This is a genomic window from Streptomyces sp. NPDC059003 (genome assembly GCF_042740445.1).
GTDB lineage: Bacteria > Actinomycetota > Actinomycetes > Streptomycetales > Streptomycetaceae > Streptomyces.
The window spans coordinates 14,962-40,051 of record NZ_JBHYJH010000065.1; the positions used below are offsets into that span (position 1 = coordinate 14,962).

19 protein-coding genes are annotated in these 25,090 nt (G+C 73.1%); 17 read left to right on the forward strand and 2 right to left on the reverse strand.

From position 1 onward, the window contains the following. Positions 1-504: 504 nt before the first annotated feature. The 5 genes from ACFWZ5_RS22670 (at position 505) to ACFWZ5_RS22690 (ending at position 4,630) form a co-directional block, all read left to right on the forward strand. Positions 505-2,541, forward strand: coding sequence for a sensor histidine kinase (locus tag ACFWZ5_RS22670; protein WP_384797347.1), 2,037 nt, complete (start codon positions 505-507; stop codon positions 2,539-2,541). Positions 2,542-2,619: 78 nt separating this feature from the next. Next, positions 2,620-3,054, forward strand: coding sequence for a roadblock/LC7 domain-containing protein (locus ACFWZ5_RS22675; protein WP_384797350.1), 435 nt, complete (start codon positions 2,620-2,622; stop codon positions 3,052-3,054). 2 nt (positions 3,055-3,056) lie between these two features. Next, positions 3,057-3,428 (forward strand): DUF742 domain-containing protein, encoded by a 372-nt coding sequence (locus ACFWZ5_RS22680; RefSeq protein ID WP_384797353.1) that lies wholly within the window; start codon positions 3,057-3,059, stop codon positions 3,426-3,428. Then, a complete protein-coding gene (locus tag ACFWZ5_RS22685) occupies positions 3,406-4,002 on the forward strand; it encodes an ATP/GTP-binding protein (protein WP_384797356.1) in 597 nt (198 codons plus the stop codon). The genes ACFWZ5_RS22680 and ACFWZ5_RS22685 overlap by 23 nt, the downstream gene beginning before the upstream one ends. 16 nt (positions 4,003-4,018) lie before the next feature. Continuing rightward, positions 4,019-4,630 carry a GAF domain-containing protein gene (locus ACFWZ5_RS22690; RefSeq protein WP_384797359.1) on the forward strand — a complete coding sequence of 204 codons (612 nt, stop codon included), beginning with the start codon at positions 4,019-4,021 and terminating at the stop codon, positions 4,628-4,630. A gap of 3 nt (positions 4,631-4,633) precedes the next feature. Here ACFWZ5_RS22690 and ACFWZ5_RS22695 read toward each other — a convergent pair whose 3' ends face one another. After that, positions 4,634-6,538: a DUF2264 domain-containing protein gene (locus tag ACFWZ5_RS22695; protein WP_384797362.1), complete on the reverse strand. Its 1,905-nt coding sequence runs from the start codon at positions 6,536-6,538 to the stop codon at positions 4,634-4,636. 199 nt (positions 6,539-6,737) lie between these two features. Between ACFWZ5_RS22695 and ACFWZ5_RS22700 the strand changes: the two genes are divergently transcribed. The 11 genes from ACFWZ5_RS22700 to ACFWZ5_RS22750 all read left to right on the forward strand — a co-directional run bounded on the left by ACFWZ5_RS22700 (position 6,738) and on the right by ACFWZ5_RS22750 (position 20,297). Beyond that, complete coding sequence (locus ACFWZ5_RS22700) at positions 6,738-7,961, forward strand: Gfo/Idh/MocA family protein (RefSeq protein WP_384797365.1); 1,224 nt, start codon at positions 6,738-6,740, stop codon at positions 7,959-7,961. Positions 7,962-8,067: 106 nt separating this feature from the next. Then, positions 8,068-9,096 (forward strand): L-threonine 3-dehydrogenase, encoded by a 1,029-nt coding sequence (tdh, locus tag ACFWZ5_RS22705; RefSeq protein WP_384797368.1) that lies wholly within the window; start codon positions 8,068-8,070, stop codon positions 9,094-9,096. Positions 9,097-9,178: 82 nt separating this feature from the next. Further along, positions 9,179-10,387 (forward strand): glycine C-acetyltransferase, encoded by a 1,209-nt coding sequence (locus tag ACFWZ5_RS22710; RefSeq protein WP_384797371.1) that lies wholly within the window; start codon positions 9,179-9,181, stop codon positions 10,385-10,387. Positions 10,388-10,639: 252 nt separating this feature from the next. Further along, positions 10,640-11,545, forward strand: coding sequence for a LysR family transcriptional regulator (locus ACFWZ5_RS22715; RefSeq protein ID WP_384798156.1), 906 nt, complete (start codon positions 10,640-10,642; stop codon positions 11,543-11,545). A gap of 144 nt (positions 11,546-11,689) precedes the next feature. Further along, positions 11,690-12,541: an ABC transporter permease gene (locus tag ACFWZ5_RS22720; RefSeq protein ID WP_384798153.1), complete on the forward strand. Its 852-nt coding sequence runs from the start codon at positions 11,690-11,692 to the stop codon at positions 12,539-12,541. 67 nt (positions 12,542-12,608) lie between these two features. Next, on the forward strand, positions 12,609-13,652 hold the full coding sequence (locus ACFWZ5_RS22725; protein ID WP_384798150.1) for an ABC transporter substrate-binding protein: 1,044 nt from the start codon (positions 12,609-12,611) through the stop codon (positions 13,650-13,652). Between the two features lie 3 nt (positions 13,653-13,655). Further along, positions 13,656-14,471: an ABC transporter ATP-binding protein gene (locus ACFWZ5_RS22730; RefSeq protein ID WP_384798147.1), complete on the forward strand. Its 816-nt coding sequence runs from the start codon at positions 13,656-13,658 to the stop codon at positions 14,469-14,471. Between the two features lie 47 nt (positions 14,472-14,518). Continuing rightward, positions 14,519-15,097, forward strand: coding sequence for a helix-turn-helix domain-containing protein (locus ACFWZ5_RS22735; RefSeq protein WP_384798143.1), 579 nt, complete (start codon positions 14,519-14,521; stop codon positions 15,095-15,097). After that, the gene (locus ACFWZ5_RS22740; protein WP_384798140.1) at positions 15,094-15,738 is read left to right on the forward strand and encodes a GNAT family N-acetyltransferase; all 645 of its coding nucleotides are present in this window, start codon (positions 15,094-15,096) and stop codon (positions 15,736-15,738) included. Before ACFWZ5_RS22735 ends, ACFWZ5_RS22740 begins: the two co-directional genes overlap by 4 nt. Positions 15,739-15,788: 50 nt before the next feature. Further along, a complete protein-coding gene (locus ACFWZ5_RS22745) occupies positions 15,789-18,971 on the forward strand; it encodes a BTAD domain-containing putative transcriptional regulator (protein WP_384798137.1) in 3,183 nt (1,060 codons plus the stop codon). Positions 18,972-19,133: 162 nt separating this feature from the next. After that, the gene (locus ACFWZ5_RS22750; RefSeq protein WP_384798134.1) at positions 19,134-20,297 is read left to right on the forward strand and encodes a serine hydrolase domain-containing protein; all 1,164 of its coding nucleotides are present in this window, start codon (positions 19,134-19,136) and stop codon (positions 20,295-20,297) included. Positions 20,298-20,338: 41 nt separating this feature from the next. Here ACFWZ5_RS22750 and ACFWZ5_RS22755 read toward each other — a convergent pair whose 3' ends face one another. Next, entirely contained in the window at positions 20,339-23,821 is a 3,483-nt protein-coding gene (locus tag ACFWZ5_RS22755; RefSeq protein ID WP_384798131.1) for a ThuA domain-containing protein, read from the reverse strand. Positions 23,822-24,092: 271 nt separating this feature from the next. Here ACFWZ5_RS22755 and ACFWZ5_RS22760 point away from each other — a divergent pair, with 271 nt between their 5' ends. Beyond that, on the forward strand, positions 24,093-25,088 hold the full coding sequence (locus ACFWZ5_RS22760; RefSeq protein ID WP_384798128.1) for an alpha/beta fold hydrolase: 996 nt from the start codon (positions 24,093-24,095) through the stop codon (positions 25,086-25,088). The last annotated feature ends 2 nt before the right edge of the window (positions 25,089-25,090 follow it).

Below are 25,090 nucleotides of genomic sequence, written 5' to 3' on the forward strand. Positions count from 1 at the left end.
CGGCGCCCATCGGACAGGGCCTGACCGCATCTGTCGGCCGACGAGCGGAGCGGGCCGAGGTCCGGTCAACTTCGCGCACCCGGCGAAGGGTTCCCCCAGCGCGCGGCCCCCGCGCGTGCGCCGCGACGGCTCGGCGCTGCGGCGCACGGACGCTTCCGCCATCCGGGGAACCGCCGCAGGCCGGGCCCGCCACTGCCCCGGCGCGCGCGACGGGAACGGACGTCCGGCGGGCGCGCCGTTCTGTCGTACGGCCTGCTGTACGACCGCATTCGCGCAGCCGTACGACTGTTTTCGCGCTGCCGTGCGAGGCGTCATACCAGAGCGGGATGCTGCTCGCCGGACTTTGTCAACTGCCCGCCGCACGTGATGCGTTGGCGACTACCGTGTGTGGCCGTCGGGCGACGCAGGGGTCACATCACGGCCTGCCGGCCGGCACCGCGATGCCATCGACGAGGTGCCGCAGCCCATCGCTGAGGCGCCCGTCGCGACGTACCGAGGACGCTGATGTCTCACCTTCGCGCACCGGCAGCACGCGCAGACCGCCGTGAGGGCGGACGGCACGGCAGGACCGGCAGCCGCGCCGCGCCACCGCTGCCCGAGGCGCGCATACGGCCCCAGCTCCTGCGCATCGCGGTGCTGCCCGCCGTCGCCGTCGGCCTGTGCGGCAGCGCCGCCGTGCTCTACCTCGTCCGCACCGGCCCGACCCCGCCGCGGCAGCCGCTCGTCGCCGTGCTCGGCGCCGCGGCGCTGCTCGCCCTCACCGGCATCGTGATCGCCGTGGTGGCCGCCAACCGCACCGCGCGCGGCCTGCGCGACCGTGTCGCCGCCCTGCGCCGCTCCACCGCGCGCGGCCAGAGTGACCTGTGCGCCCTCGTCGAGCAGCTGCGCCGCGGCGACGCCCCCGCGGTGCGCGAGCCCGCCACCCGCGCGCCCGCACCGCCCGGCGACGAACTCGGCCTGCTCGCCGACGAGCTGGCCCGCGCGCACGACGGCGCCGTCACCGCCGTCGTGCAGGCCGCCAAGCTCTCCAGCCAGGCGGGCAGCGAGCAGAAGGTCGAGGTCTTCGTGAACCTGGCCCGGCGCCTGCAGTCCCTCGTGCACCGCGAGATCTCCCTCCTCGACGACCTGGAGAACGCCGTCGAGGACCCCGAGCTCCTCAAGGGCCTCTTCAACATCGACCACCTGGCGACCCGCATCCGGCGGCACGCCGAGAACCTCGCCGTGCTCGGCGGCGCCATGTCGCGGCGCCAGTGGAGCAGGCCCGTGACCATGACGGAGGTGCTCCGCTCGGCCATCGCCGAGGTCGAGCAGTACTCGCGGGTCAAGCTGGTGCCGCCCATCGACGGCACCCTGCGCGGCCACGCCGTCGCCGACGTCATCCACCTCTTGGCCGAACTCGTCGAGAACGCCACGGTGTTCTCCGCGCCGCACACCCAAGTCCTGCTGCGCGCCAACCTGGTGACGGCCGGGCTCGCCGTCGAGGTCGAGGACCGCGGCCTCGGCATGCCCGTCGCCGAGCAGAGCCGGATGAACCACCTGCTCGCCGACCCCGACCAGGTGAACGTCGCGAGCCTCCTCCAGGACGGGCGCATCGGCCTCTTCGTCGTGTCCGCGCTCGCCCGCAGGCACGGCATCGCGGTGCGGCTCCAGACCAACATCTACGGCGGCGTGCAGGCCGTCCTGATCGTGCCGCAGGGACTCCTCGGTGCCGAGCAGGACGGCTCGCCCGCCGGCCGCAGCGGCAGCACGGGGGCGAACGGGACGCACGGCGCGGCGGCCCACGGCGCCCTCGGCACCCTCGGCTCTTCGGCGGCCGCCCACGGGACGGCGCCGAGCGCCCCCGGCGGCGTACGGGACGGCGCGCGGCAGCCGATGCCCGCCCCCACCGCCGCGCACCCGCCCGCCCCCCAAGCCCCCTCGATCTCCCAGGCTCCCCAGGCCCCGCAAGCTTCCCAGGCCCCGCAAGCCCCTCAGACCCCGCAAGTCCCTCAGCCCCAGCAGCGCGGCGCCGACGGAGCCCCCTACCAGCCCCCCGCCCACCCGGCGGCCACCGCGGCCCCGCAGCCCCGCGCCTCCAAGACCCACGCCCCCCAGGCCCAGGGTGCGAACGGCGGCACCCCGCCCGCCCCGCTCCCCGTACGCGCCCCGCGCGGCGACCGGCCCACCCCCGCCGAAGCCGTGCCCGGCATCCGCCCCGAGGAGCGGCACGTCACCGCCGAGCACACCGCCACACCCCCGCTGCCCCGCAACGGCGCCGTACGCGGCCGCGTCGGCAAACCCCAGCTGCCCCGGCGCCGCGCCCAGGAACACCTCGCCCCCCAGCTGCGCGACGCCCCCGCTCCGCGCCCGGACGACGACCACCTCGTCGGCCACGACCCCGGTCTGATGGCCGCCTTCCAGCGCGGCATCGGGCTCGCCCAGGCCGCCCAGGCGCGTGAGGCCCTGCAGGACCACGAGGTCGGCGTCCCCACCGGCCACGGCGACCGACCGGACAGGACGGGCCACCCGGCCCGGCCCGACCGCGGCGACCAGGGCGGCTGACCGCACCACCCCCCACCCCGTCTGCCCCGCAGACCTCGAGCATCTCGAGACATACGTACTTCAAGGAGTCGATCCACCATGGCGAGCGACGTGCCGACCGGCCAGGTATCCGATCTCGACTGGCTGATGAGCGGCCTCGTGCAGCGCGTACCGCACACTCACAGCGCCGTCCTGCTCTCCTGCGACGGACTCGTGAAGTCGGTCCACGGCCTCGACACGGACAGCGCCGACCACATGGCGGCGCTCGCCGCCGGGCTCTACTCGCTGGGGCGCAGCGCGGGCGTCCGCTTCGGGGACGGCGGCGACGTGCGCCAAGTGGTCGTGGAGCTCGACTCCACGCTGCTGTTCGTGTCCACCGCGGGGTCCGGCACGTGTCTCGCGGTGCTCGCAGGCCGGGACGCGGACGCCGCGGTGCTCGGGTACGAGATGGCGATGCTGGTCAAGAGCGTGCGCCCGTACCTGGTCACAGCGCCGCGGCAGCCCGCAGGTGAGCCCGCGTCGATGAGGCGCTGAGCGTGGGGGCCCCGCACGACGGGCCATGGCTCGACGATGCCGCCGGGCGCCTCATCCGCCCCTACACGGTCAGCAACGGACGGACCAGACCGACCGCACGCCTTGACCTGCTGTCCCAGATGATGGCGACCGGCACCGCGCCCGCGGGCTATCTGAGCCCCGAGCACACGCTGGCGCTCGGGATGTGCGAGGCGCCCACGTCGGTCGCGGAGATCGCCGCCCAGCTGAAGCTGCCCGTGGCCGTGACCAAGGTGCTCCTGTCCGACCTCGTCGACTGCGGGGCCCTCACCACCAGACCCCCGGACTTCTACCACAACCCCACTGACCGGTCCCTGTTGGAGGCAGTGCTCGATGGACTACGACGACAGCTCTGACCCCTTCCCCACCGCGCTGAAGATCCTCGTCGCGGGCGGGTTCGGGGTCGGCAAGACGACCTTCGTGGGCGCGGTCAGCGAGATCGCGCCGCTGAGTACGGAGGAGTTGCTCACCACGGTCAGTGAAGCCACCGACGATCTCTCAGGAGTGGAGAACAAGACCACGACGACCGTCGCGATGGACTTCGGCCGGATCACGCTCGACCCCGAGCACGTGCTGTATCTGTTCGGCACACCGGGGCAGGAGCGTTTCTGGTTCATGTGGGACGAGCTGTCCGAAGGGGCGCTCGGCGCGGTGGTGCTCGCCGACACGCGGCGCCTGGAGGACTGCTTCGCCGCCGTCGACTTCTTCGAGCAGCGCGGCATGGGGTTCGTCGTGGCCGTGAACGAATTCGACGGCGCCTACCGCTACGAACCGGAGGAGGTGCGCACCGCCATCGACCTCGACCCGCAGGTGCCGGTCGTGCGGTGCGACGCGCGCATCTCGAGCTCCGGCATCCAGACGCTGCTCACGCTCGTGAAGCACCTGCTCGCCCACGCCCCCGCGGCGCCCACCTCCGGAGCCCACACATGACCCATGGAGCACGCACATGATGTACGAAGCGACCGGCCGTCTGCTGCTGACCCCGGTCGACAGGGAGGCGTCGGCGCGGGTGCGGCGGCTGCGCGAACTCGGCCTGGGGGAGCGGGAGGAGCCCGCCCTCGACGCGTTCGCCGACCGGCTCGCACGGATCATGGACGCGCCGTACGCCATGGTCAACTTCCTGGACGAGAACGGGCAGTTCTACGCCGGACTGCACGCGCCGGAGAGCGTGCCCGGCGGCGGGGAACCGGCCGGTGCCGCCGGGCCGGACGCCGTGCCGGACGCGGTGGTGGAGGGCGGCGTGGGGCGCCGCGTGCCGCGGGACCGCGGGTACTGCCCGCACGTGGTGGCGCGGGGCAAGGCGCTGGTCCTCGAGGACGTGTGCGACTACCCGCGGTTCGCGGGGAACCCGGTGGTCGACGAGTGGGGGGTGCGGTCCTATCTGGGCGCGCCGCTGATCGACCGGACCGGGATCGCGCTGGGCACGGTGTGCGTGGCGGACGTCGCGCCGCGGCCGTGGGGCAGGGCCGGGCTCGACACGATCAAGTCGACGGCGGCGGAGCTGACGGACCGGATCCACCGGCGGGAGGCGGAGGGCGAGCTGGACGCGCCTTGGTGACGTTCACAGGGTGACGTCGTCGCCGTCGGGGAACGTGATCCGCACCGTGTCGCCGTGCACGGCGCACCGGATCGCGTCCTTGAGCCCGTGCGGATGGACGGCGTCACGGGTGAGCGCCACGAGGGTGACGTGGACGCTGGTGCCGCCCGGGTGGTCGCGCGCCAGGAGGAACGGCGTCGCCGAGCGCGGGCCGAAGGCGTTGGCCTCGACCTGGTGCCCGACGCCTGCGCCCTCGTCCCAGCCGTGCAGCCCCACCAGCACGCTGCTCAGACCGCACCCGGTGCGCGCGAGGGCCCAGCCGGGCCCCTCCTCCGTGTGCGGCCGGGCCGTGTCCGCCACCGCGTAGCCGCCCTCGCGGACCGTCGCCCCCGCCGGGGCGCTCAGCCGGTGGACGCGGATCTCCCACGGCCCGTGCAGGAGGCTCGTGGTCAGCACCGGGAACACGTCGTCGGTGCCGGGAAGGCGGGCCTCGTAGCGCGACGCGGCCGTGCGGCCCGCGCAGAACAGCGGCTGGATGCGGCGTCGGCGCGACGGCGTGCCGTCCGGGGCGAGCAGTGCCAGATGGCTGTCGATGTTCCGCTCCCACGCGCGGGAGGCGGTGTCCGGGGCCGTCGCCGTGGAGTAGGCGAACTTGGCGTAGTGGGGGTCGTCGGTGGCGGGCCCCTCCGTAGGGGCGTGGTCGCTGCCGTGGTTGACGAGGCGGACGATGCCGTCGTGCCGGGTGCCGTGCAGCAGCCAGCCGGGCCCCGGGAGTGCCGTGTACTGGTCCGACTCCTCCACGGGGAGGGGGAGTTCGCGATCCGTCCACACGGGGTGGTCCGCCGGAAGCAGCAGCCCGAGGAACCCTTTGCTCGCCCAGTACGGTGACGCGGGACCCGAGTAGGCCTGCGTGGCCGGCAGGAACGTCCCGTACCAGCCGAGCGGCAGCAGACCGCGCTCGTCCGGGACGCCGCGCTCCACGAAGTGCCGTGCCGTGCCCGACGCCAGGCGCCGGGTGAGCCCGGGGGCCAGCGGTGAGCAGCCGGTGAGGGCGCCCAGCCACACCGGCGCCGTCGCGGCGATGCGGTACGTCAGGGAGCGGCCCTGGTGGACGGGCGCGCCGTCGGCGCCGAAGAAGTGCGGGTACGCGGCGAGGAACCGGGCGAGGCGCTCGCGGTAGACCTCGCCGCGCCCGCCGTCGCCGTCCCGGCCCGCCATGCGGGCCCACAGCAGCGGGTACAGGTGCAGTGCCCAGCCCACGTAGTAGTCGAAGTTGCGGCCGTCGCCGTCGCTGTACCAGCCGTCGCCGACGTACCAGTCCTCGATGCGGTCGAGCCCCGCGTCGATGTCGGCCTGGCGGTGCGGCGCGCCGACGGACGCGAGGAACTGCTCCGCGACCACCTGGAACAGGCGCCAGTTGTTGTCCCACGTGCGGGCGCCGACGAAGCCGGAGAGCCAGTCCACGACCCCGTCCCGCGCGCGGTCGTCGAGCCGGTCCCAGATCCACGGTCTGGTCTCGTGCAGGCCGATCGCGACCGACGCGGCCTCGACCATCTGCTGGGAGCAGTCGGTGAGTTCGGGCCAGGCCTCGCCGTCGCCGCGGGCGCGCAGATCGGGGTCCGTGCCCGTTGTCAGACCCTGCGCGTAGCGTTCGATCAGGTGGGGGTCGACGTCGCCGCCCGCTCCCGCGATCCGGAAGGAGGCGAGCAGGAAGGAGCGCGCGAAGCCTTCGAGGCCGTCCGAGACGACCCCCGACCAACTCCCGCGTCCCGGCAGGCGGTACTGCGCGAAGCGCGGTGTGGCATAGGGGACGAGGGCCTCCAACTGCCGGTCGGCGAGCGCCTCCCAGTGCGCGCGCGTCCAGCCGGTCAGGGGCGAGCGGACGCGGTCGGTGGGCGGGAGCGCGAGGTGGGGTGCGGGGGAAGGCATGCAGTAAGCGTGTACTGCGGGTCAGGAGTGCGCCAGAGGGCGGCGGGGACAGAGTGTAAGGGGGAGGCGGCAGTGGGGTGTTGACGGCTTCAGTAAGCGATTACTACTTTCCGGGCCCATGGGCCACGAGAAGCCCCGGAGGCACGTGAAGTCCTCGGGTCACGATGAGCCCCCGAGCCACGAGAGGAAGGAACCCCCCATGACCGACCTGCGCCTCGGCGTCCTCGGGTACGGGATGCGCGGCTCGCTCGCGCGCACGGCGCACCGGCCCGGCGCGGGCTCCCGCGTCATCGCGGTCGCCGACCCCGACGCGGCCGCGCGCGACCGGGCGGCGGCGGACCTCCCCGGCGCCCGCACGCACGGCGACGCCCGCGAGGTGATCGAGGCCCCGGACGTCGACGCCGTCGTCGTGCTCACGCCCGACCACACCCACGCCCCGCTCGCCCGCGACGCGCTGCGCGCGGGCCGGCCCGTCTTCGTCGAGAAGCCCCTGGACGTCGGCATCGAGGCGTGCGACGCCGTCCTGCGGACCGCGTACGAGACCGGCACGCGCCTGTACGTCGGGCACAACATGCGCCACATGCCGGTCGTCCGCCTGATGCGGGACATCGTGGCGCGCGGCGAGATAGGCGAGGTCAAGACGGTCTGGGTGCGCCACTTCGTGGGCTACGGAGGCGACTGGTACTTCAAGGACTGGCACGCCGAACGGCGGTACACCACGGGCCTGCTGCTCCAGAAGGCCGCCCACGACCTGGACGTGCTGCACTGGCTCGCGGGCGGCTACACCCGGCAGGTGCAGGCGCTCGGCGACCTCATGGTCTACGGCGGCATCCCGCACAGCCGCGCGCCCGGCGAGCCCAAGACGGCGGACTGGTACACCGAGGACGGCCACTGGCCGCCCGCCACCCAGCGCGACCTGAACCCGGTGATCGACGTCGAGGACGTGTCCCTGGTCAACCTGCGCCTGGACAACGGCGTGCTCGCGGCCTACCAGCAGTGCCACTTCACGCCCGACTACTGGCGCAACTACACGGTCATCGGCGACGCGGGCCGCCTGGAGAACATCGGCGACGGACCGGGCGGCGTCGTGAAGGTGTGGAACAAGCGCCGCTCGCTCCACCGCGCGGACGCCGACGCGGAGTATCCGGTGCCGGACATCCAGGACGAGGGCGGGCACGGCGGCGCCGACCCGCTCCTGATCGACGAGTTCCTCCGCTTCGTACGCCACGGGGGACGCACCGACACCTCACCGGTGGCCGCCCGGATGGCCGTCGCGGCGGGTGTGCGGGCGACCCAGTCGCTGCGGGACGGCGGCAGGCCCCGCGAGGTGGAGCCGGTCGATCCGGACCTGGCCGCCTACTTCGAACGGGGGCAGGTGCGCCGGCCGGAAGACCCGGAAGAGGCCCGTGTGCCTGGGGTCTGAAGGAAAGCTGCGGCAGCGCTTAAGAAATCCTCGATGGACCCGGGGCCAGGGTTACGGAAGATTGCTGCTGAGGTACACAAGGCCGCCAGACGACAGGAGTCGCCGCGTGAAGGCGCTGGTCAAGGAGAAGGCGGAGCCCGGGCTCCGCCTCATGGAAGTGCCGGAGCCGGTCATCGGGCCCGGCGACGTCCTGATCAAGGTGCTGCGCACCGGGATCTGCGGCACCGACCTGCACATCCGTGCCTGGGACGGCTGGGCGCAGCAGGCGATCAAGGCACCCCTGGTCGTCGGGCACGAGTTCGTGGGCGAGGTCGTCGAGACCGGCCGTGACGTCGCCGACGTCAAGGCGGGCGACCTGGTGAGCGGCGAGGGCCACCTGGTGTGCGGCAAGTGCCGCAACTGTCTGGCCGGGCGGCGCCACCTGTGCCGGGCGACGGTGGGCCTCGGCGTGGGCCGCGACGGCGCGTTCGCGGAGTACGTGGCGCTGCCCGCGAGCAACGTGTGGGTGCACCGGGTGCCGGTGGACCTCGACATCGCGGCGATCTTCGACCCGTTCGGCAACGCCGTGCACACGGCCCTGTCGTTCCCGCTGGTCGGCGAGGACGTGCTGATCACCGGCGCGGGCCCGATCGGCCTGATGGCCGCGGCCGTCGCCAAGCACGCGGGCGCCCGGAACGTGGTCATCACCGACGTCAGCGAGGAGCGCCTGCAGCTGGCCCGCAAGACCGGCGTCAGCCTCGCCCTCAACGTCGCCGAGTCGACCATCGCCGACGGACAGCGCGAGCTCGGCCTGCGCGAGGGCTTCGACGTCGGCCTGGAGATGTCCGGCAACCCCCGCGCGATGCGCGACATGGTCGCCAACATGACCCACGGCGGCAAGATCGCCATGCTCGGCCTGCCCGCCGAGGAGTTCGCGGTCGACTGGGCGCGGATCGTCACCTCCATGATCACGATCAAGGGCATCTACGGCCGTGAGATGTTCGAGACGTGGTACGCGATGTCCGTGCTCATCGAGGGCGGCCTCGACCTGGCGCCCGTGGTCACGGGGCGGTACGGGTACCGCGACTTCCAGGAGGCCTTCGACGACGCGGCGAGCGGCCGCGGCGGCAAGGTCATCCTCGACTGGACCGCCTGAGCCGCAGGCCGTCCGAGCCGCAAGCCGCCCGAGCCCCGGCCCCGCCCACCCGCCGACCTCCGAACTCCCAAAGGACCTCCGCATGTTCGACTCCGTACGCGACGACCTGGCCGCCACCCTCGACGAGATCCGCGCCGCCGGACTGCACAAGCCCGAGCGCGTCATCGGAACGCCGCAGTCCGCGACGGTCGCCGTTACCGCGGGCGGCCGACCTGGCGACGTACTGAACTTCTGCGCGAACAACTACCTCGGGCTCGCCGACCACCCCGAGGTGATCGCCGCCGCGCACGAGGCGCTCGACCGCTGGGGCTACGGAATGGCGTCCGTGCGCTTCATCTGCGGCACCCAGGAGGTCCACAAGGAGCTGGAGGCCCGCCTCTCGGCGTTCCTCGGCCAGGAGGACACGATCCTGTACTCCTCCTGCTTCGACGCCAACGGCGGCGTCTTCGAGACCCTCCTCGGCCCCGAGGACGCGGTCATCTCCGACGCCCTCAACCACGCCTCGATCATCGACGGCATCCGCCTGTCCAAGGCCCGCCGCTTCCGCTACGCCAACCGCGACATGGCCGACCTGGAGAAGCAGCTCAAGGAGGCCACCGAGGGCGGCGCCCGGCGCAAGCTGATCGTCACCGACGGCGTCTTCTCCATGGACGGCTACGTCGCCCCGCTGACGGACATCTGCGACCTCGCCGAGCGGTACGACGCCATGGTGATGGTCGACGACTCGCACGCCGTCGGCTTCGTCGGCCCCGGCGGGCGCGGCACGCCCGAGCTGCACGGCGTCATGGACCGCGTCGACATCATCACCGGCACCCTCGGCAAGGCGCTCGGCGGCGCGTCCGGCGGGTACGTGGCCGCGCGCGCCGAGATCGTCGCGCTCCTGCGCCAGCGCTCCCGGCCCTACCTGTTCTCCAACACGCTCGCCCCCGTGATCGCGGCCGCGTCCCTGAAGGTCCTCGACCTCCTGGAGTCCGCCGGTGACCTGCGCGAGCACCTCGCCGCGAACACCGCGCTCTTCCGGTCCCGCATGACCGCCGAGGGCTTCGACGTCCTGCCCGGCGACCACGCCATTGCGCCCGTCATGATCGGTGATGCCGCGAAGGCGGCGCGGATGGCCGAGCTGCTCCTGGAGCGCGGTGTCTACGTGATCGGCTTCTCGTATCCGGTGGTGCCGCAGGGGCAGGCGCGCATCCGGGTGCAGCTGTCGGCTGCGCACTCGACGGAGGATGTGGACCGGGCGGTCGACGCGTTCATCGCTGCGCGGGCTGAGCTGGAGGGGACGGGGGCGTAGGCCGGTTCCCTCGCGGGGGCGCCCCACTGCATCCATCAGCGCGCTCCGCGCGCGGGCGCCCCTTCCTGAACCAGGGGGCTGCGCCCCCAGGGGCCCCCCCCACAAAGCCGCGTGGCGCCACGTGCACCAAACACCGGCGGGCGGGAAAAGACCGCGCCCCTGCGGCGGTGGGCCCCCCCCCCCAACCCCGGGCGGGGCCCCTACCCGGGGGCCCCCCGGGGGGGGGGGGGGGGGGCGCAAAGAATGGCCGTCATGATCGAGGCGCGGCGGTTGCATATTCTGCGGGCGGTGGCCGACCACCGTACGGTGACGGCCGCTGCCGCCGCCCTCTACCTCACCCCCTCCGCCGTGTCCCAGCAGCTCACCGCGCTGGAGCAGGAGACGGGACACCGCCTGGTGGAGCGCTCGGCCCGGGGCGTGCGGCTCACGCCCGCGGGGGAGATCCTGCTCGCCCACACGAACGCCGTGCTCGCCCAGCTGGAGCGCGCCGAGGCCGAGCTCGCCGCGTACAGCTCGGGCGCCGCCGGGACGGTGACGCTCGCGTCGTTCGCGACGGGGATCGGCCTCGTGGTCGCCCCCGCCCTCGCGCGGCTCGCCGCGACCGCGCCCGGCATCCGGGTCCGCGTCCAGGACGCCGAGGGCGACGCGAGCCTGCCGATGGTGCTTGACCGGCAGATCGACGTGGCCGTGGCCGTGGAGTACCGGGGCGCGCCCGGAGCGGACGACGCGCGGCTGACGCGGGTGCCGCTGTACGTGGAGCCGTTCGACGCGGTGCTGCCGGTGGCGCATCCGCTCGCCGACTCCGGGCAGGTGCCCCTCGCCGACCTCGCCAAGGACGCGTGGATCGGACCGTTCCCCGGCAACCCCTGCCACGACGTGGTCGTCCTCGCCTGCGAACAGGCCGGATTCCAGCCGGATCTGGAGCATACGTCGGATGACTTCCGCGCGGTCGTCGCGCTCGCCTCGGCAGGGGCCGGGGTGGCCCTCGTACCCAGGTCCGCCCTGCGGGGCATGGACGTGGCGGGCGTGGTGATCCGCCCCGTGGACGGGATCGCGCCCACGCGACGGGTGTTCGCGGCCGTGCGGTGCGGGGCCGAGGAGCATCCGCTGATCACTCCGGTGCTCGACGCGCTGCGGGACGCCGCCGCGGAGGACTGAGGGCACCCGGATTCCTGTCCGACCTCTTGACCCCCTGCTCGGCCAGTCATTAGCGTGCTTACGCCGCATCAGAAAGCGCTTTCTCAGGTTGTTCCGGCAGCAACTCCAAGGGAGTTCACCGTGAGCCAGCGCGTCTCGTACTCCATGTCGTCCCCCGCGTCCCCCGCCCCGGCGGGCGTTGCCGAGCGGCGCCGGCCCGGACTGCGCTGGCGTGGCGCAGAGTTGGCCGAGAACAGCTGGCGGCCGCTCGCTCTGCTCGCCGTCTGCTTCGGGGCCTGGTGGGTGATCGCCGCCGCCGACTGGGTCGAGCCCTATCTCCTGCCCTCGCCCGGCGCCACCTTCGACGTTCTCCTCGACAAGCCCGGCTACCTGTGGGAACACGGCTGGGTCACCACGTACGAGACCGTGCTCGGCTTCCTCATCGCGGTCGGCGTCGGTGTGCTCAGTGCCGTGATCATGGTGTACTCGACGACCGTCGAGAAGACGCTGTACCCGATCCTGCTGTTCGCCCAGGTCGTACCGAAGATCGCGATCGCGCCGCTGTTCGTCGTCTGGCTCGGCTTCGGCATCGCGCCGAAGATCGTCATCGCCGTCCTCATCGCCTTCTTCCCGGTGGTCATCTCGATGGTCACCGGCCTGAAGTCGGTGGACCCGGAGATGCTCCAGCTCTCCGCGACCATGGGCGCGCGGCCCTGGCAGACCTTCCTGAAGATCCGGCTGCCCGCCTCGCTCCCGCATCTGTTCTCCGGCCTGAAGGTGGCCGTCACGCTGGCCGTCACCGGCGCCGTCGTCGGGGAGTTCGTCGGCGCCGACGAAGGCCTCGGCTTTGTGATCCTGCAGGCCAACGGCAACCTCGACACCCCGATGCTGTTCGCGGGCCTGCTCGTCATGTCGCTGATCGGCGTGGTCCTCTTCGTCCTCGTCGAGGCCGCCGAGAAGCTGCTGCTCCCGTGGCACGCCAGCCGCCGTGGCGCGGCCGCCACGACCGTGCTCTGACCCCGGTCCACCGCCCCAGCCGAGCCCCCGTCAAGTCCCGTCCGCCGCACGCGAGAAGGGCCGCCCCATGCAAGCGCCGCGCAGAATCCGCCCCCTCACCGGACTCCTCCCGCTGCTCCTCGTGTCCGTCACCGTCTCCGCCACCGCGACGGCCTGCGGCGGCGACGACAGGACGACCGTCAGCGACTCGGGCAGGAAGCTGGACAAGGTGACGCTGACGCTCAACTGGTATCCGTACGGCGAGCACGCGCCGTTCTACTACGGCAAGCAGCGGAAGATCTTCGAGAAGCACGGCATCGACCTGGACATCAGGGCGGGCCAGGGCTCGCAGAAGACCGTGCAGGCCACCGGCGCAGGGCGGACCGACTTCGGCTGGGCCGACACCCCGGCCGTGCTCGCCGGGGTCGACCGGGGCGTCGAGGTCAAGAGCCTCGGCGTCTTCCTGCAGACCACGCCCGCGTCCGTGCAGTACTTCGCCGACAAGGACATCGCGTCACCCGCCGACCTCAAGGGCAGGACGATCGCGGGCACGGCGGGCGACGCGCTCACCAAGACCTTTCCGGTCTTCCTGAAGAAGAACGGCATGGACCTGGACGACGTCAAGGTGCGGAACACCGACCCGGCGGGCAAGATCGCCGCGGTGATGTCGGGCCGTACGGACGCGCTGCTCGGCTACGCCAGCGACCAGGGCCCGATCATGCGGAACAAGGCCAAGAAGGACGTCTCGTACCTGCGCTTCTCCGAGCACGGCCTGAACTTCTACTCCAACGGCCTGATCGCGGGTCCGAAGGCCCTGCGCCGCGGCGACGTGGCCCGGCGCATGACGGCGGCGGTGAGCGAGGCCTGGGCGGCCGCCGAGCAGGCCCCGAAGCCCGCGGTCGCCGCGATGGATGGCGCCTCCGGGCAACTGCCGCCGCAGGGCGTGCTCGCGGAGCAGTTCAGGACGACGCTGACGCTGCTCCACACCGACGCCACCCGCGGCAGGGCGCCCGGCGTCAACACCGAGGCCGACTGGAAGCGGACCATCGCCGTCTTCGCCGACGCGGGCCTGGTCGAGAGCGCGAAGCCGGTCTCCGACTACTGGGACGCCGCCAACGGGATCAGGGGCTGAGCCATGGGCAAGGACGCAGCAGTGGTCGGTGCGCGACGCACTGCCTTCGCCTCCGCCGTCCGCCTCACCGACGTCGCCGTCCGCTTCCGTACCAAGCGGAAGGACGTCACCGCGCTGCGCGACGTCTCGGTCGACGTCGGCGCGGGCGAGTTCGTCGCGCTCGTCGGCCCTTCGGGCTGCGGCAAGTCCACGCTGCTCAAGCTGGTGGCCGGGCTGCTCGCGCCGTCGGCGGGCCAGGTGGTGCTCGGCGGAGAGCCGGTGCGCGGGCCGCGCCGGGACATCGGGTTCGTCTTCCAGCGCGCGGCCCTGCTCGAATGGCGTTCGGCCCGTCGGAACATCCTGCTCCAGGCGGAGATGCGCAGGATGCCGAGCGCACGGGCACGCGCGCGTGCCGACGAACTGATGCACGTGACCGGGCTCGACGGCTTCGAGGACGCCTATCCGCACGAGCTGTCGGGCGGCATGCAGCAGCGGGTCGCGCTGTGCCGCGCGCTGCTGCACGAGCCGCCGGTGCTGCTCATGGACGAGCCGTTCGGCGCGCTCGACGCCCTCACGCGCGAGCAGATGAACGTCGAGCTGCACCGCGTCTGGCGCGAGACCGGCACGACGGTCCTCCTGGTCACCCACTCGATCCCCGAGGCCGTCTACCTCGCGGACCGCGTCGTCGTGCTGAGCCCACGCCCCGGCACGGTGACCGAGGTCATCGACGTCGGCCTTCCCCGGCGGCGGGAGTACGCGGCCACGCTCGCGACGCCGGAGTTCCGGGCGGCGACGGGGCGGATCAGGGAGTTGCTGGGGGCGGCCGGAGCCCACGACTGACCACCTGCCCCAGTCCTTCATCCCGTATCTGGGATATAGTCTCGAATATGGGAAGCATTGAAGAGGGTGTCACCGACGTCGACGCCCGGCTCGCCGCCCGCCTGGCCGGGCTGCGGGCCGAGCACGGCTGGTCGTTGGGCGAGCTGGCGGACCGCAGCGGGGTGAGCCGGTCGACGCTGTCGCGGGCCGAGCGCGCCGAGATCAGCCCGACGGCGAGCCTCCTGAACCGGCTGTGCGGCGCCTACGGCCGGACCATGTCGCAGCTCCTGAGCGAGGTCGAGGCGGAGCCCGCGCACGTGCTGCGCGCCGCCGACCAGGCCGTGTGGACGGACGCCGCGTCCGGGTTCACGCGCCGCTCCGTGTCCCCGCCGCTCGCGGGGATGCGCGGCGAGGTCGTCGAGGGCACGCTCGCGCCGGGCGCCGACCTGGCGTACGACCGGCCGCCGGTGCCCGGCCTCGAACAGCACCTCTGGGTCCTGGAGGGCGCCCTCGACGTGACCGAGCGGGACGTGACGCACACCCTCGGGGCCGGGGACTGCCTGCGCTTCCGGGTGTGGGGCGCCACGCGCTTCCGGTGCCGGGACGAACGGCCCGTGCGGTACGCGCTCCTGGTGGTGACACCATGACCAGCGAGATCGCCGAGGAGCGCCGCAGCGGAGGGCAAGCCGGGGAACGCCTCGGCGACGGACAGACCGCGGCGCGCCTGAGCGGCGGTCACACCGTGGCGCGCCTGAGCGGCGGACACATCGTTGAACGCCTCAGTGGCGCACAAGTGGCCGCGCTCGCCGACGCCCTCGGCGACCTCCTCGTCGACGCCGTGGACGACGGCGCGTCCGTCGGCTTCCTCGCGGGCCTCGACCGGGAGAGCGCCGCACGCTGGTGGCGCGACCGGGCCCCGGACGTCACCGCGGGCCGCGTCGCGACCTGGGCCGTCCGCGACGGCGAACGGCTCACCGGCACCGTCAGCCTCGCCCACGCCGACAAGCCCAACGCCCGCCACCGCGCCGAGCTCGTCAAGCTCCTCGTCCACCGCGACGCCCGGGGCAAGGGTTTCGGCCGGTCCCTGCTGGCCCTCGCCGAGCGGGAGGCGGCGCGGTCGGGTGTGACGCTGCTGCTCCTGGACACCCGGACGGACAGCCCCGCCGAGTCCCTGTACGCCTCGGCGGGCTGGACCCGGCTCGGCGTCGTCCCCGGCCACGCGGCCGACCCGGCGGGCGCGCTGTGCCCGACCACGTACTTCTACAAACTCCTTGTGCACACCACCTAGGGCTCCCGCCGGCCTGGCTGGCGGGACAGAGGATGGCGTATGAAGATCCGATGGGGATGCGCATAGAAGTTCTGGGTCCGGTACGAGTGTTCGGCGCCGACGGCGCGCCGGTCGAGGTCGCGGGTGCCAAGCTGCGCATGCTCCTGGCCCGGCTCGCGCTGTCCGTGGGCAAGTCGGTGTCGACCGACGCGCTCATCGAGGGCATCTGGGAGGCCACGTCCCCGGCCGGGACCACCAACACCCTGCACGCGCTGGTGCACCGGCTCAGGCGCGCGCTGCCGGAGCCCGGCGTCATCGAGTCGCTCGCCGTGGGCTACCGGCTCGCGCTGCCCGCCGACCGGGTGGACGCGCACCGGTTCGAGGTCCTCGCCGCCCGCGGCCGACGCGAGCTGATGGCGGGCGACACCGAGCGGGCGGCGGCGACGCTCGGGGACGCGCTCGCGCTGTGGCACGGCGCCGCCTTCGCCGACGTGTCCGCCGCGCCGTTCGCGGACGCGGCCGGAGTACGCCTGGAGGAACTGCGCTCGGTGGCCCGCGAGGACCGCCTGGACGCGGAGTTGCGCCTCGGCCGGCACGCCGAGGCGCTGCCCGACCTGGAGGCGGTGTGCGCGGACCACCCGCTGCGGGAACGCCCGGCCGCGCTGCGGATGCGCGCCCTGTGCGCGTCGGGCCGCCAGTCGGACGCGCTCGCCGCGTACGAGGACATCCGGGGCAGGCTCGCCGCCGAGCTCGGCGTCGGCCCCTCCGCCGAACTGCGGCGCACCCATGTCGCGGTGCTGCGCGGCGAAGTGGACGGGACGTCGACACGCACCGAACCCGTACCGGGCCGGCTGCCCGAGCCCCTGACGTCGTTCGTCGGCCGTGGCGACGAACTGAAGCTGCTCGCCGGGCTGATGGACACCTCGCGCCTGGTGACCGTGGTCGGTCCGGGCGGTGTGGGCAAGACCCGCCTCGCCGTGGAGGCGGCGTCCCGGCACCCGGCGTACCGCGGCGGCCGCCTCTGGCTGGTCCCGCTGGCCGGAGTCGAGAACCCCCAAGGGGTCGCCGGAGCGATCCTCGGCGTGATCAGCTCGGGCACCGCCCAGGCCATGGGCGGCGGACCGGCCGAGCCGCTGGACCGCGTCGCCGAACTGCTCGGCGGGGGCGACGCCGTGCTCGTCCTGGACAACTGCGAGCACGTCGTCGCCGAGGCGGCGCGGGCCGCACAGCACCTTCTCCAGGCGCGGCCCCAGCTGACCGTCCTCGCCACCAGCAGGGAGTCACTGGAGGTCATGGGCGAGGCCCTGTGCCGCATCGGCCCGCTCCCGCTCCCCGAAGGGCGGGCGGAACTCGCCACCGTCGCCGAAGCGCCCGCCGTCCGGCTGTTCCTGGACCGCGCGACGGCCGTCCGGCCCGGCTTCGCGCTCGACGCGGCCACCGTCGACCCGGTCGTGGACGTCGTACGCCGCCTCGACGGCCTGCCGCTCGCCCTGGAACTCGCGGCCGCGCGGCTGCGCTCGATGACCGTCGGCCAGATCGCCCGGCGGCTCGACGACCGGTTCCGGCTCCTCTCCACGGGCAACCGGGAGGCGCAGCCCCGACAGCGCACGCTGCGCGCGGTGTTCGAGTGGAGCTGGGACCTGCTGGCCGAGCGGGAGCGGGTCCTCGCGCGGCGCCTCGCGTACTTCCCCGCGGCCGGCGGCGTCGACGCGATCGAGGCGGTCTGCGCCGACGAGCGGCTCCTGGCCCCCGGAGACGTGGTCTACGTCCTCGGCTCCCTCGTCGACAAGTCGCTCGTGGAGCAGAGCGGCGAGGGGTATCGGATGCTGGAGAGCATCCGCGCCTTCGCCGCCGAGGAGCTCGCGCGGGCGGGTGAACGGGAGGCGGTCCGGGGCCGGTTCATAGCCGCCCTCGCCGCGCTGGCCGCCGAGCACGAGCCGCGGATGCGGACCCAGGCACAGGTGTCGTCGCTGATGTTCCTCGAAGTCGAGTACGACAACCTGGTGTTCGCGCTACGGTCCGCGCTCGACGACCGGGACGGGGACGCCGTTGCACCGCTTCTCGGTCTGCTGTACGCGTACTGGGCTGCGGTGCGCTACGACGCCCGTACGGAGTCGTTCGTCACCGCGGCCCTCGCGCTGGGCGCTGGGCTCCCGGCTGCGGCCCGGGCCGCGTTCACCGCCATCGACGCGCTGGTCGGGGAGAACGCTCCGACCACTGACGCCGACAAGGTGCGCGCCCTGATCACCGACTGCGTGGACACCGGGGCGATGGAGCGGTATCCGATGATGCTGGTCACGCTGCACGTCGCCCACCAGATGGGCCTCGACGACCTGGTCGAGGCCGAGATGGCCCGGGTGCGCAGCCGTTCGGCCGACGACGCCTGGCCTCGGGCCCAGATGTCGCTGCTGGAGGCCGCGATCGCCGGAAGTCGTGGTGAGTGGGCGGCCCACACCCGCACGACCGCGCGCGCGGCCCGCGAGTTCACCGAGGTCGGAGACCGGCGGTGGGCGGCGGTGTCGCTGATCATCGTGGCCCGGTCCCACACGGTCAGGGGCGAGCACGACAAGGCGATCGCGGCATTGCGGCGGGGGCTGCGGATGATCGCGGGGCTGGGGACGCAGGACGAAGTCGTCGGCCTGATGGAGCTGGCCATCGAGCGAACACGCGCCGGTGACCCGCACGGCGGCGCGCACGACGTCGACGCCGCCGAGCAGGTGATGAGGGCGCGCGGCCAGTGGTACATGGAGTTCGTGGTGATGCAGGGCCGCGCCGAGATGTATCGTCGCTCGGGCGAGCTCGAACAGGCGGCGCGGGTCCTCGACCAGCTGGACGAGATCGCGCACCGGGAGGGGCGCGCGGACCGGGAGACTTGGCTGGCACCGGCCCGCATGTCCCTCAGCCTGACCGCCGGGGACGCCGTGCGGGCCCGTGAGCTGCTGCCCGCGACGGTTGCGGGGGCCCAGACCGTCGGTGACCTCCCCCCGGTCGCGCAGCAGCTGGCCCAGCTGCGCTTCCTCGAAGGCGACCCGGCGGGCGCGGCGACCGCGCTCGGCATGAGCGAGGCCCTGCGCGGGGCCTTCGACGAGGGCGATCCGGAGCTGCGGGAACTGGTCGCCGACCTCACCCGGCACCTGGGCGGGTCCGCCTACGAGGCGGCGTACCGCGAGGGCGCCCGGCTGTCCCGCGCCGACGCTTTCGCCCGTCTGGACGCCGAGCGCGGCCCTGCCCTGACCCGCACCCCGCCTCGCTGATCCGCACCCCTTCCCGTGTCAGCCCGTGCCGGCCCGTGTCAGCCCGTATCAGCGCCGTATAAGACGCCTGTAATCGCTGCCGCGCACTGTGGGGGCCGAACGGAAGACCGGCAACCGCCCGGCCCTGCGCGGCCGGGCGGTTCCCCTGTGGAAGGAAGCGACGTGGAAGACTTCACGCCCCCCAAGCGCGACAAGGTGTGCGAGATCCTCGACTGGTCCGTGAGCGAGGGCGGGGCGCCCAGCGTCGCCGTGCAGATCCAGGACAGCGACGGCTCGTGGTTCGACTGCGCGGGCCTCGCCGACGCCACGGCGGGCGCCGTGCGGATACCCGGCGAGCACCTGCACACCGGCAGCATCTCCCAGGCGTACACCGCCGCCACCGTGCTGCAGCTGGCCGCCGAGGGGCGGCTGAGCATCGACGACACCGTGGAGGAGTGGCTGCCGGGCGCGATGGCGGAGAACGGCCACGACGGTGCCGAGGTCACCATCCGGCAGCTGCTGTCCCACACCGGCGGCCTGCCGTCCACGGACATGGCCGTCGAGGTGCAGCGCCGCTACGCCGTCCGCTCTGCCTTCCAGGCGCACCGCTTCGACGTGTGGCAGCGCGCGGACGTGCTGAGGGCCGCGCTGTCGGAGCCGCCGGTCTCCCGGCCGGGCGAGGCGTTCTGGTACTCCAACGGCGGCTTCGCGTTCGCCGCGGCGATCGTGGAGGCGGTCACCGGCAGCAGCTTCGAGTCCGAGGTCCACCGGACCGTCGTCAAGCCGCTCGGCCTGACCGACACCTTCGTACGGCACCGCGCGGAGACCGGGTACCGGGGCCGCCACCCCCGCCTGTACTCGAAGCTGTTCCTCAGGGAAGGCGTACGCCCCGAGGAGGTCACGCCGGACAACTGGCCGTCGCTGCTGGAGGACCCGAAGCTCCCGCCCCTGGACACCACCGAGGTCAACACGTCCGCCGCCTGGGGCGCGGCCAACGTCGTGGCACCCCTGGACGAGCTGATCGTGTTCTTCAACGCGCTGATCACCGGGAGCCTGCTCCCTCAGGCCCAGCACAAGGAGATGTGGACCACCGCGTCCACCCGGGGCGCCCACTGGCTGGCCAACACCGGCTACGGCCTCGGCGTCTACGAGCTGACGCTCTCCGACGGCCAGCGGCTGCGCGGCGCGACGGGCGCGAGCGTGGGCGCCAGCACCCTCGTCCTCGGCACCCCGGACGGCAGCCACACGCTCGCCGCCCACGTCGCCAACGACTACTCCGCCTTCCCCTTCTTCGACAAGCTCCTGGAAGCCGAGTTCGGGGCGACGGGCTTCGGGCTCGACCTCTGACACGACGGAGGCGGCGGGCGGGCGGCCGGAGCGCGCGGACCTCACGTCACGGTGATCCGGACCGATCCGGTCGTCGTGTCCCCCTTGGTGTCCGTGACGGTCAGACGGGCGGTGTACGCGCCCGCGCGCGGGTAGGTGTGTTCGGCGGCCGGTCCCTCCGGAGTGCCGGGTGGGGAGTTGTCTCCGAAGTCCCAGTGGTACGAGGCGACGTCCCGCCCCTCCGGGAGGGCCACCGTGCCCCTGAGGTCGACCGTGAGCGGTGCGGCACCGCTGTCCGGGGTGGCGGTCACCGCCACGCGCGCGTGGGGGCGCTTTTCCACACCGGGGCCGTTGAAGTGCAGCCAGTCGACGGTGAACAGGTCCGGCTTGTCATCGGCCCACCGCGGATTCGTGAAGACGGCGTACAGCTCGACGGTGCCGTCGGGCCGCGCGAGCCGCGTGGTGGGCGACACGACGTTGCCCCAGCCGCCGGTGTCCGGCACGGTGACCCTGCCGAGGAGCCTCCCGGTGGGGGAGCCGGCACGGAACTCGACGTCGCCGCCGAGGCCGCCCGAGGCCGCGCCGACGGTGACCGAGTCGACGCCCTTCAGGTGCACCGGGTCGAAGGCGATCCAGTCGCCGTGCTCGATCTCCGTGAGCCGCCTGCCGCCGGACGCGTCCGGGCGGTCGGCGGTGACGGCCCCGCCGTGGGCACCACCGGTGGCGGTGCGGTGCTCGGCCTCCCGGAGCGAGGTGCGCAGCGTCAGCGCGTCGGACCCGGTCAGGGGCGGTACGCCGGGGGAGCCCTTGTCCTCGTACTGGGCTGTGATGCCGTAGTACAGGTTCTGGCCCGGGCCGTGGCTGTCGCCGGTGTCCGTGACGATCTCGCCCGCGCAGCCCGTGTAGTTGTCCAGCGGATGCAGATGCGTGTCGTGCCCGAGCTGCGACTGCACGACGACCCGGGAGCAGTCGATCCGGCCGTGCTGCCCGTCCTCCGGGTCGGTGACCCGCACCGTGAACGGCACGGTGTCCCCGAAGCGGAACATCCCCCCGTCGGGCGGCTCCTCGACCGTCACCGTGGGCCGGGTGTTGCCGACGGTGATCTCCCGCACGGCGAGCGCGGTCAGGCCGCCGGGACCGGTGACCTTGAGGCGGGCGGTGAACCGGCCCTTCTCCGTGTACGTGTGCGTCGGGTCCGGATCGGTCGAGTCCGTGCCGCCGTCCCCGTCGAAGTCCCACGCGTACGACACGGGCCCGCCGCCCGGCAGGCCCGAGCCCTCGCTGGAGAACCGCACGGTCAGCGGCGCCTTGCCGTGGTCCGGCGCCGCGCCCGCGCGGGCGTCGGGCAGACGGCCGTCCGCCACGTAGTCGATGCGGTACAGGCCCGCGCCCTCGTTGCTGCCGCCGCGGCCCGTGCCGCTGCCGAGGCCGAAGTCGATCACGTACAGCGCGCCGTCAGGACCGAACGCGGCATCGAAGGGCTGGTTCCACTTCATGTCGGGGAAGAGGGAGTTGATCGACTGGAGGTCCCCGGCCCGGGCGGGCGGAAAGCGCGGATCCGTGAACGACTGGTCCTTCTCCTGCATCGAGAACACCTTGAACCACTGCCGCGTCAGCTCGAAGGTGAACCACTTGCCCTCGAAGTACTCCGGGAATTTCGTCCGGTACGGATTCGACGCGTCGTAGTCGTAGACCGGCCCGCTCATGGGCCCGCCGCCCCCGGTGCCGAGCTCGGGGAACTTCTCGGACGCGGAGTACGCGTACCAGACGTCCGCGCCCTTCGCGGGCGGCAGTGCACGCAGCCCGGTGTTGTGCGGCGAATCGTTGACGAGCCGTCCGCAGTCGAATGCGGCACCCGATGTCTGCGCCGCGAAGTCATAGTCGTGGAAGGGGGTGTTGTCGCCGGTGCAGTACGGCCAGCCGTAATTCCCGGCCCGGGTGATCCGGTTGAACTCGACCGTTCCCTCCGGGCCCCGGTCGGGCACGGCACGGCGCGCGTCCGGGCCGTAGTCGGCGACGAGCAGCGCGCCGCTGACCGGGTCCGTCGTGATGCGGAACGGGTTGCGCACGCCCATCGCGTAGACCTCCGGGCGCGTCCGGTCCGTGCCCGGCGCGAAGAGATTGCCGTCCGGGACCGCGTACGTGCCGTCGTCCTTCGGCGTGATCCGCAGAATCTTCCCGCGCAGGTCGTCGGTGTTGCCCGACGTGGCCTGCGCGTCCCAGGCGCGCCGCCCCGGCCGCTCGTCGATCGGCGTGAATCCGTCCGACGCGAACGGGTCCGTGTTGTCGCCCGTCGCGACGTACAGCTCACCCTTCCTGTCGAAGGCGAGCGAGCCCGCCATATGGGAATTGGCACGCCCCTCGCCCCGCCACGTCGGAATCGTCAACAGGCGCTTCTCCGAGGCGGGATCGACCCTTCCGCCGGCTTCGGTGAACCGCGACAGATTGATGCGCTTCTCGGTCTTGTCCGAATGCAGCAGATAGAGCCAGTGGTTGTCCTGGAATTCCGGATCGAGGGCGAGTCCGAGAAGGCCGTCCGACTGGCTCGTCATGTCCGGCGTGTACGCGAAGTCGAGCGCCGTCGTGACCTTCAGCGTCTCCTGGTCGACGATCTTCAGCTTGCCGGTGCGCTGGATGAAGAACACGCGCCGGTCCGGCGCCACGGCGAGCTCGAAGGGGTCGGCGAGGTCGCTGGTGACGAGCGGGGTGCGCTGGAAGGCACCCGTCTTCGTGGCGGTGCAGTCACCGGCCTTCGCGCCCGCGGCCCACTGGATGCCGCCGAGGAGGTGCCGCAGGAACCCGTCCTCCTGGAACGCCGACGACGCGTGTCCGCCCGCCGTGTACCACGACCGCCCGCCCTCGTAGTTCTGGCACCACGACCACGGGTGGTCGACGCCCTCGTCGAGCCCGGTGACGCCGTCCCGCACCTTGATCTGCGCGAGCGTGTGCACCTTCCCCGTGGGATTGGCGCGCCAGTTGTACCACTCCTCCGTGCGCTCCCACAGCTCCGGAAGCCCCTTCGTGGACGGGTGCGCGTGGTCGAGGACCTTGATGCGGCCCGGCTGCACCTGGGGGTGCTTGTCGAAGATGGCGCCGACCAGGCCCTCGTACCAGCCCCAGTCCCGTTCGCTCGCCGACGCCGCGTGCACCCCGACCCAGCCGCCGCCCCCGCGGACGTACCGCTGGAAGGCCGCGCGCTGCTCGGCGTCCAGGAGGTCGCCCTTCTCCGGAGTGGAGTTGGTGTTGTTGAACACGACCGCCTGGAAGCGGGCGAGCCGGTCGTCGGCGAACACCGCCGCGTCGTCGGTGGCCTCCACCTCGAAGCCGTGCTCGCGGCCCAGCCTCTCGATCGCCGCGATGCCCGCGGGGATCGACTCGTGGCGGAAATGGGTGACCTTGGAGAACACCAGGACCCTGAACGCCGGGGCGGCGGCATCGGCGCGCGGCGTCCAGACCACGCAGAGGCTGATCACCAGCGCCAGCACGGCCGTGACGGCGGTGCGGGGGGAGGAGCCGGGGACGGGACGTCTTCGCGTGGCACTCATAGCGCTCCCTGGGCCAGGACCTGTCCGGAGGGTCGGCTGCCGGTCGCCGGGTGTGCGTGCGTCGTGCGTCGTGCGTACGTCGTGCAGGCGTCGTGCGTGCGTATGGAAAGCGCTTACTCCGTAAGCGGCTTCAGCGTAGGTTCTGCTGCGGCAGAGGGTCAATGGGCCGGAGGGAACCCGCGTGCCCGGGGGACGGCAGGGATGGGCCGCCCGCGCGCGGGGGAGGGTTCGCGAGGACAGCCGACCGCAACCCGCACAGGGGAGACATCCGATGCCGGACCACGACACCACGCACGGGACGCCGGTCACGTACACGGCGGAGCCGCTGACCGCGCCGGACGGCGTCCCCGTCGCCACCTACACCTGGATGCCGCCCCCGTCCGCGGGCCGGCCGCGCGCCGTCGTGCAGATCGCGCACGGCGCCGCCGAACACGCCCTGCGCTACGACCGGTTCGCCCGCCACCTCGCCGCCCACGGCTACGGCGTCGTCGCCTCCGACCACCGCGGGCACGGCGCCACCGCTCCCGCGACCGGTGGCTACGGGGTGACGCGCGGCGCCGACGGCACGGCGGGCCCCGCCGAAGGCTCCGACAGCTGGCGGGCGATCGTCGACGACCTCAAGGCCGTCGGCGACCGGGCGCGCGCCCCGCACCCCGGTGTCCCCGTCGTCCTGTTCGGCCACAGCCTGGGCTCGATGCTCGCGCGGGACTACGCCCAGGAGTACGGGGGCGGGCTCGCGGGCCTGATCCTGTGCGGTACGTTCCGCTCGCTGCCCGGCGCCGAGGTCGGTACGGGCATCGCCCGCCTGGAGCGCGAGGTCGCCGAACGGGGTCCCGCGGCCCGCTCGTCCTTCGTCCCCGACCTCTTCGCGTCCTTCAACGACCCCTATCCGCACCGCACCGGCTTCGAGTGGCTCTCGCGCGACGAGGCGGAAGTCGACGCCTACGTCGCCGACGAGCGCTGCGGCTTCCCGTTCTCGGCGGGCCTCTCCCTGGACTGGCTGCGCGCCGTCCGCAAGGTCAACGACCCGCGGAACCTCGCCCGGACCCCGGCCGGCCTGCCCGTCCACGTCGTCGTCGGCACGCAGGACCCCTGCAACCAGGGGATGACGCTCGTGTACGAGCTCCTGGAGGACCTGCGGTACGCGGGCGTGCGCGGCCTCACCTGGAAGGGCTACGAGGGCGCCCGGCACGAGATCCTCAACGAGACCAACCGCGAGGAGGTCCACGACGACCTGACGGAGTGGCTCGGCGCGCACGTGGGCTGACG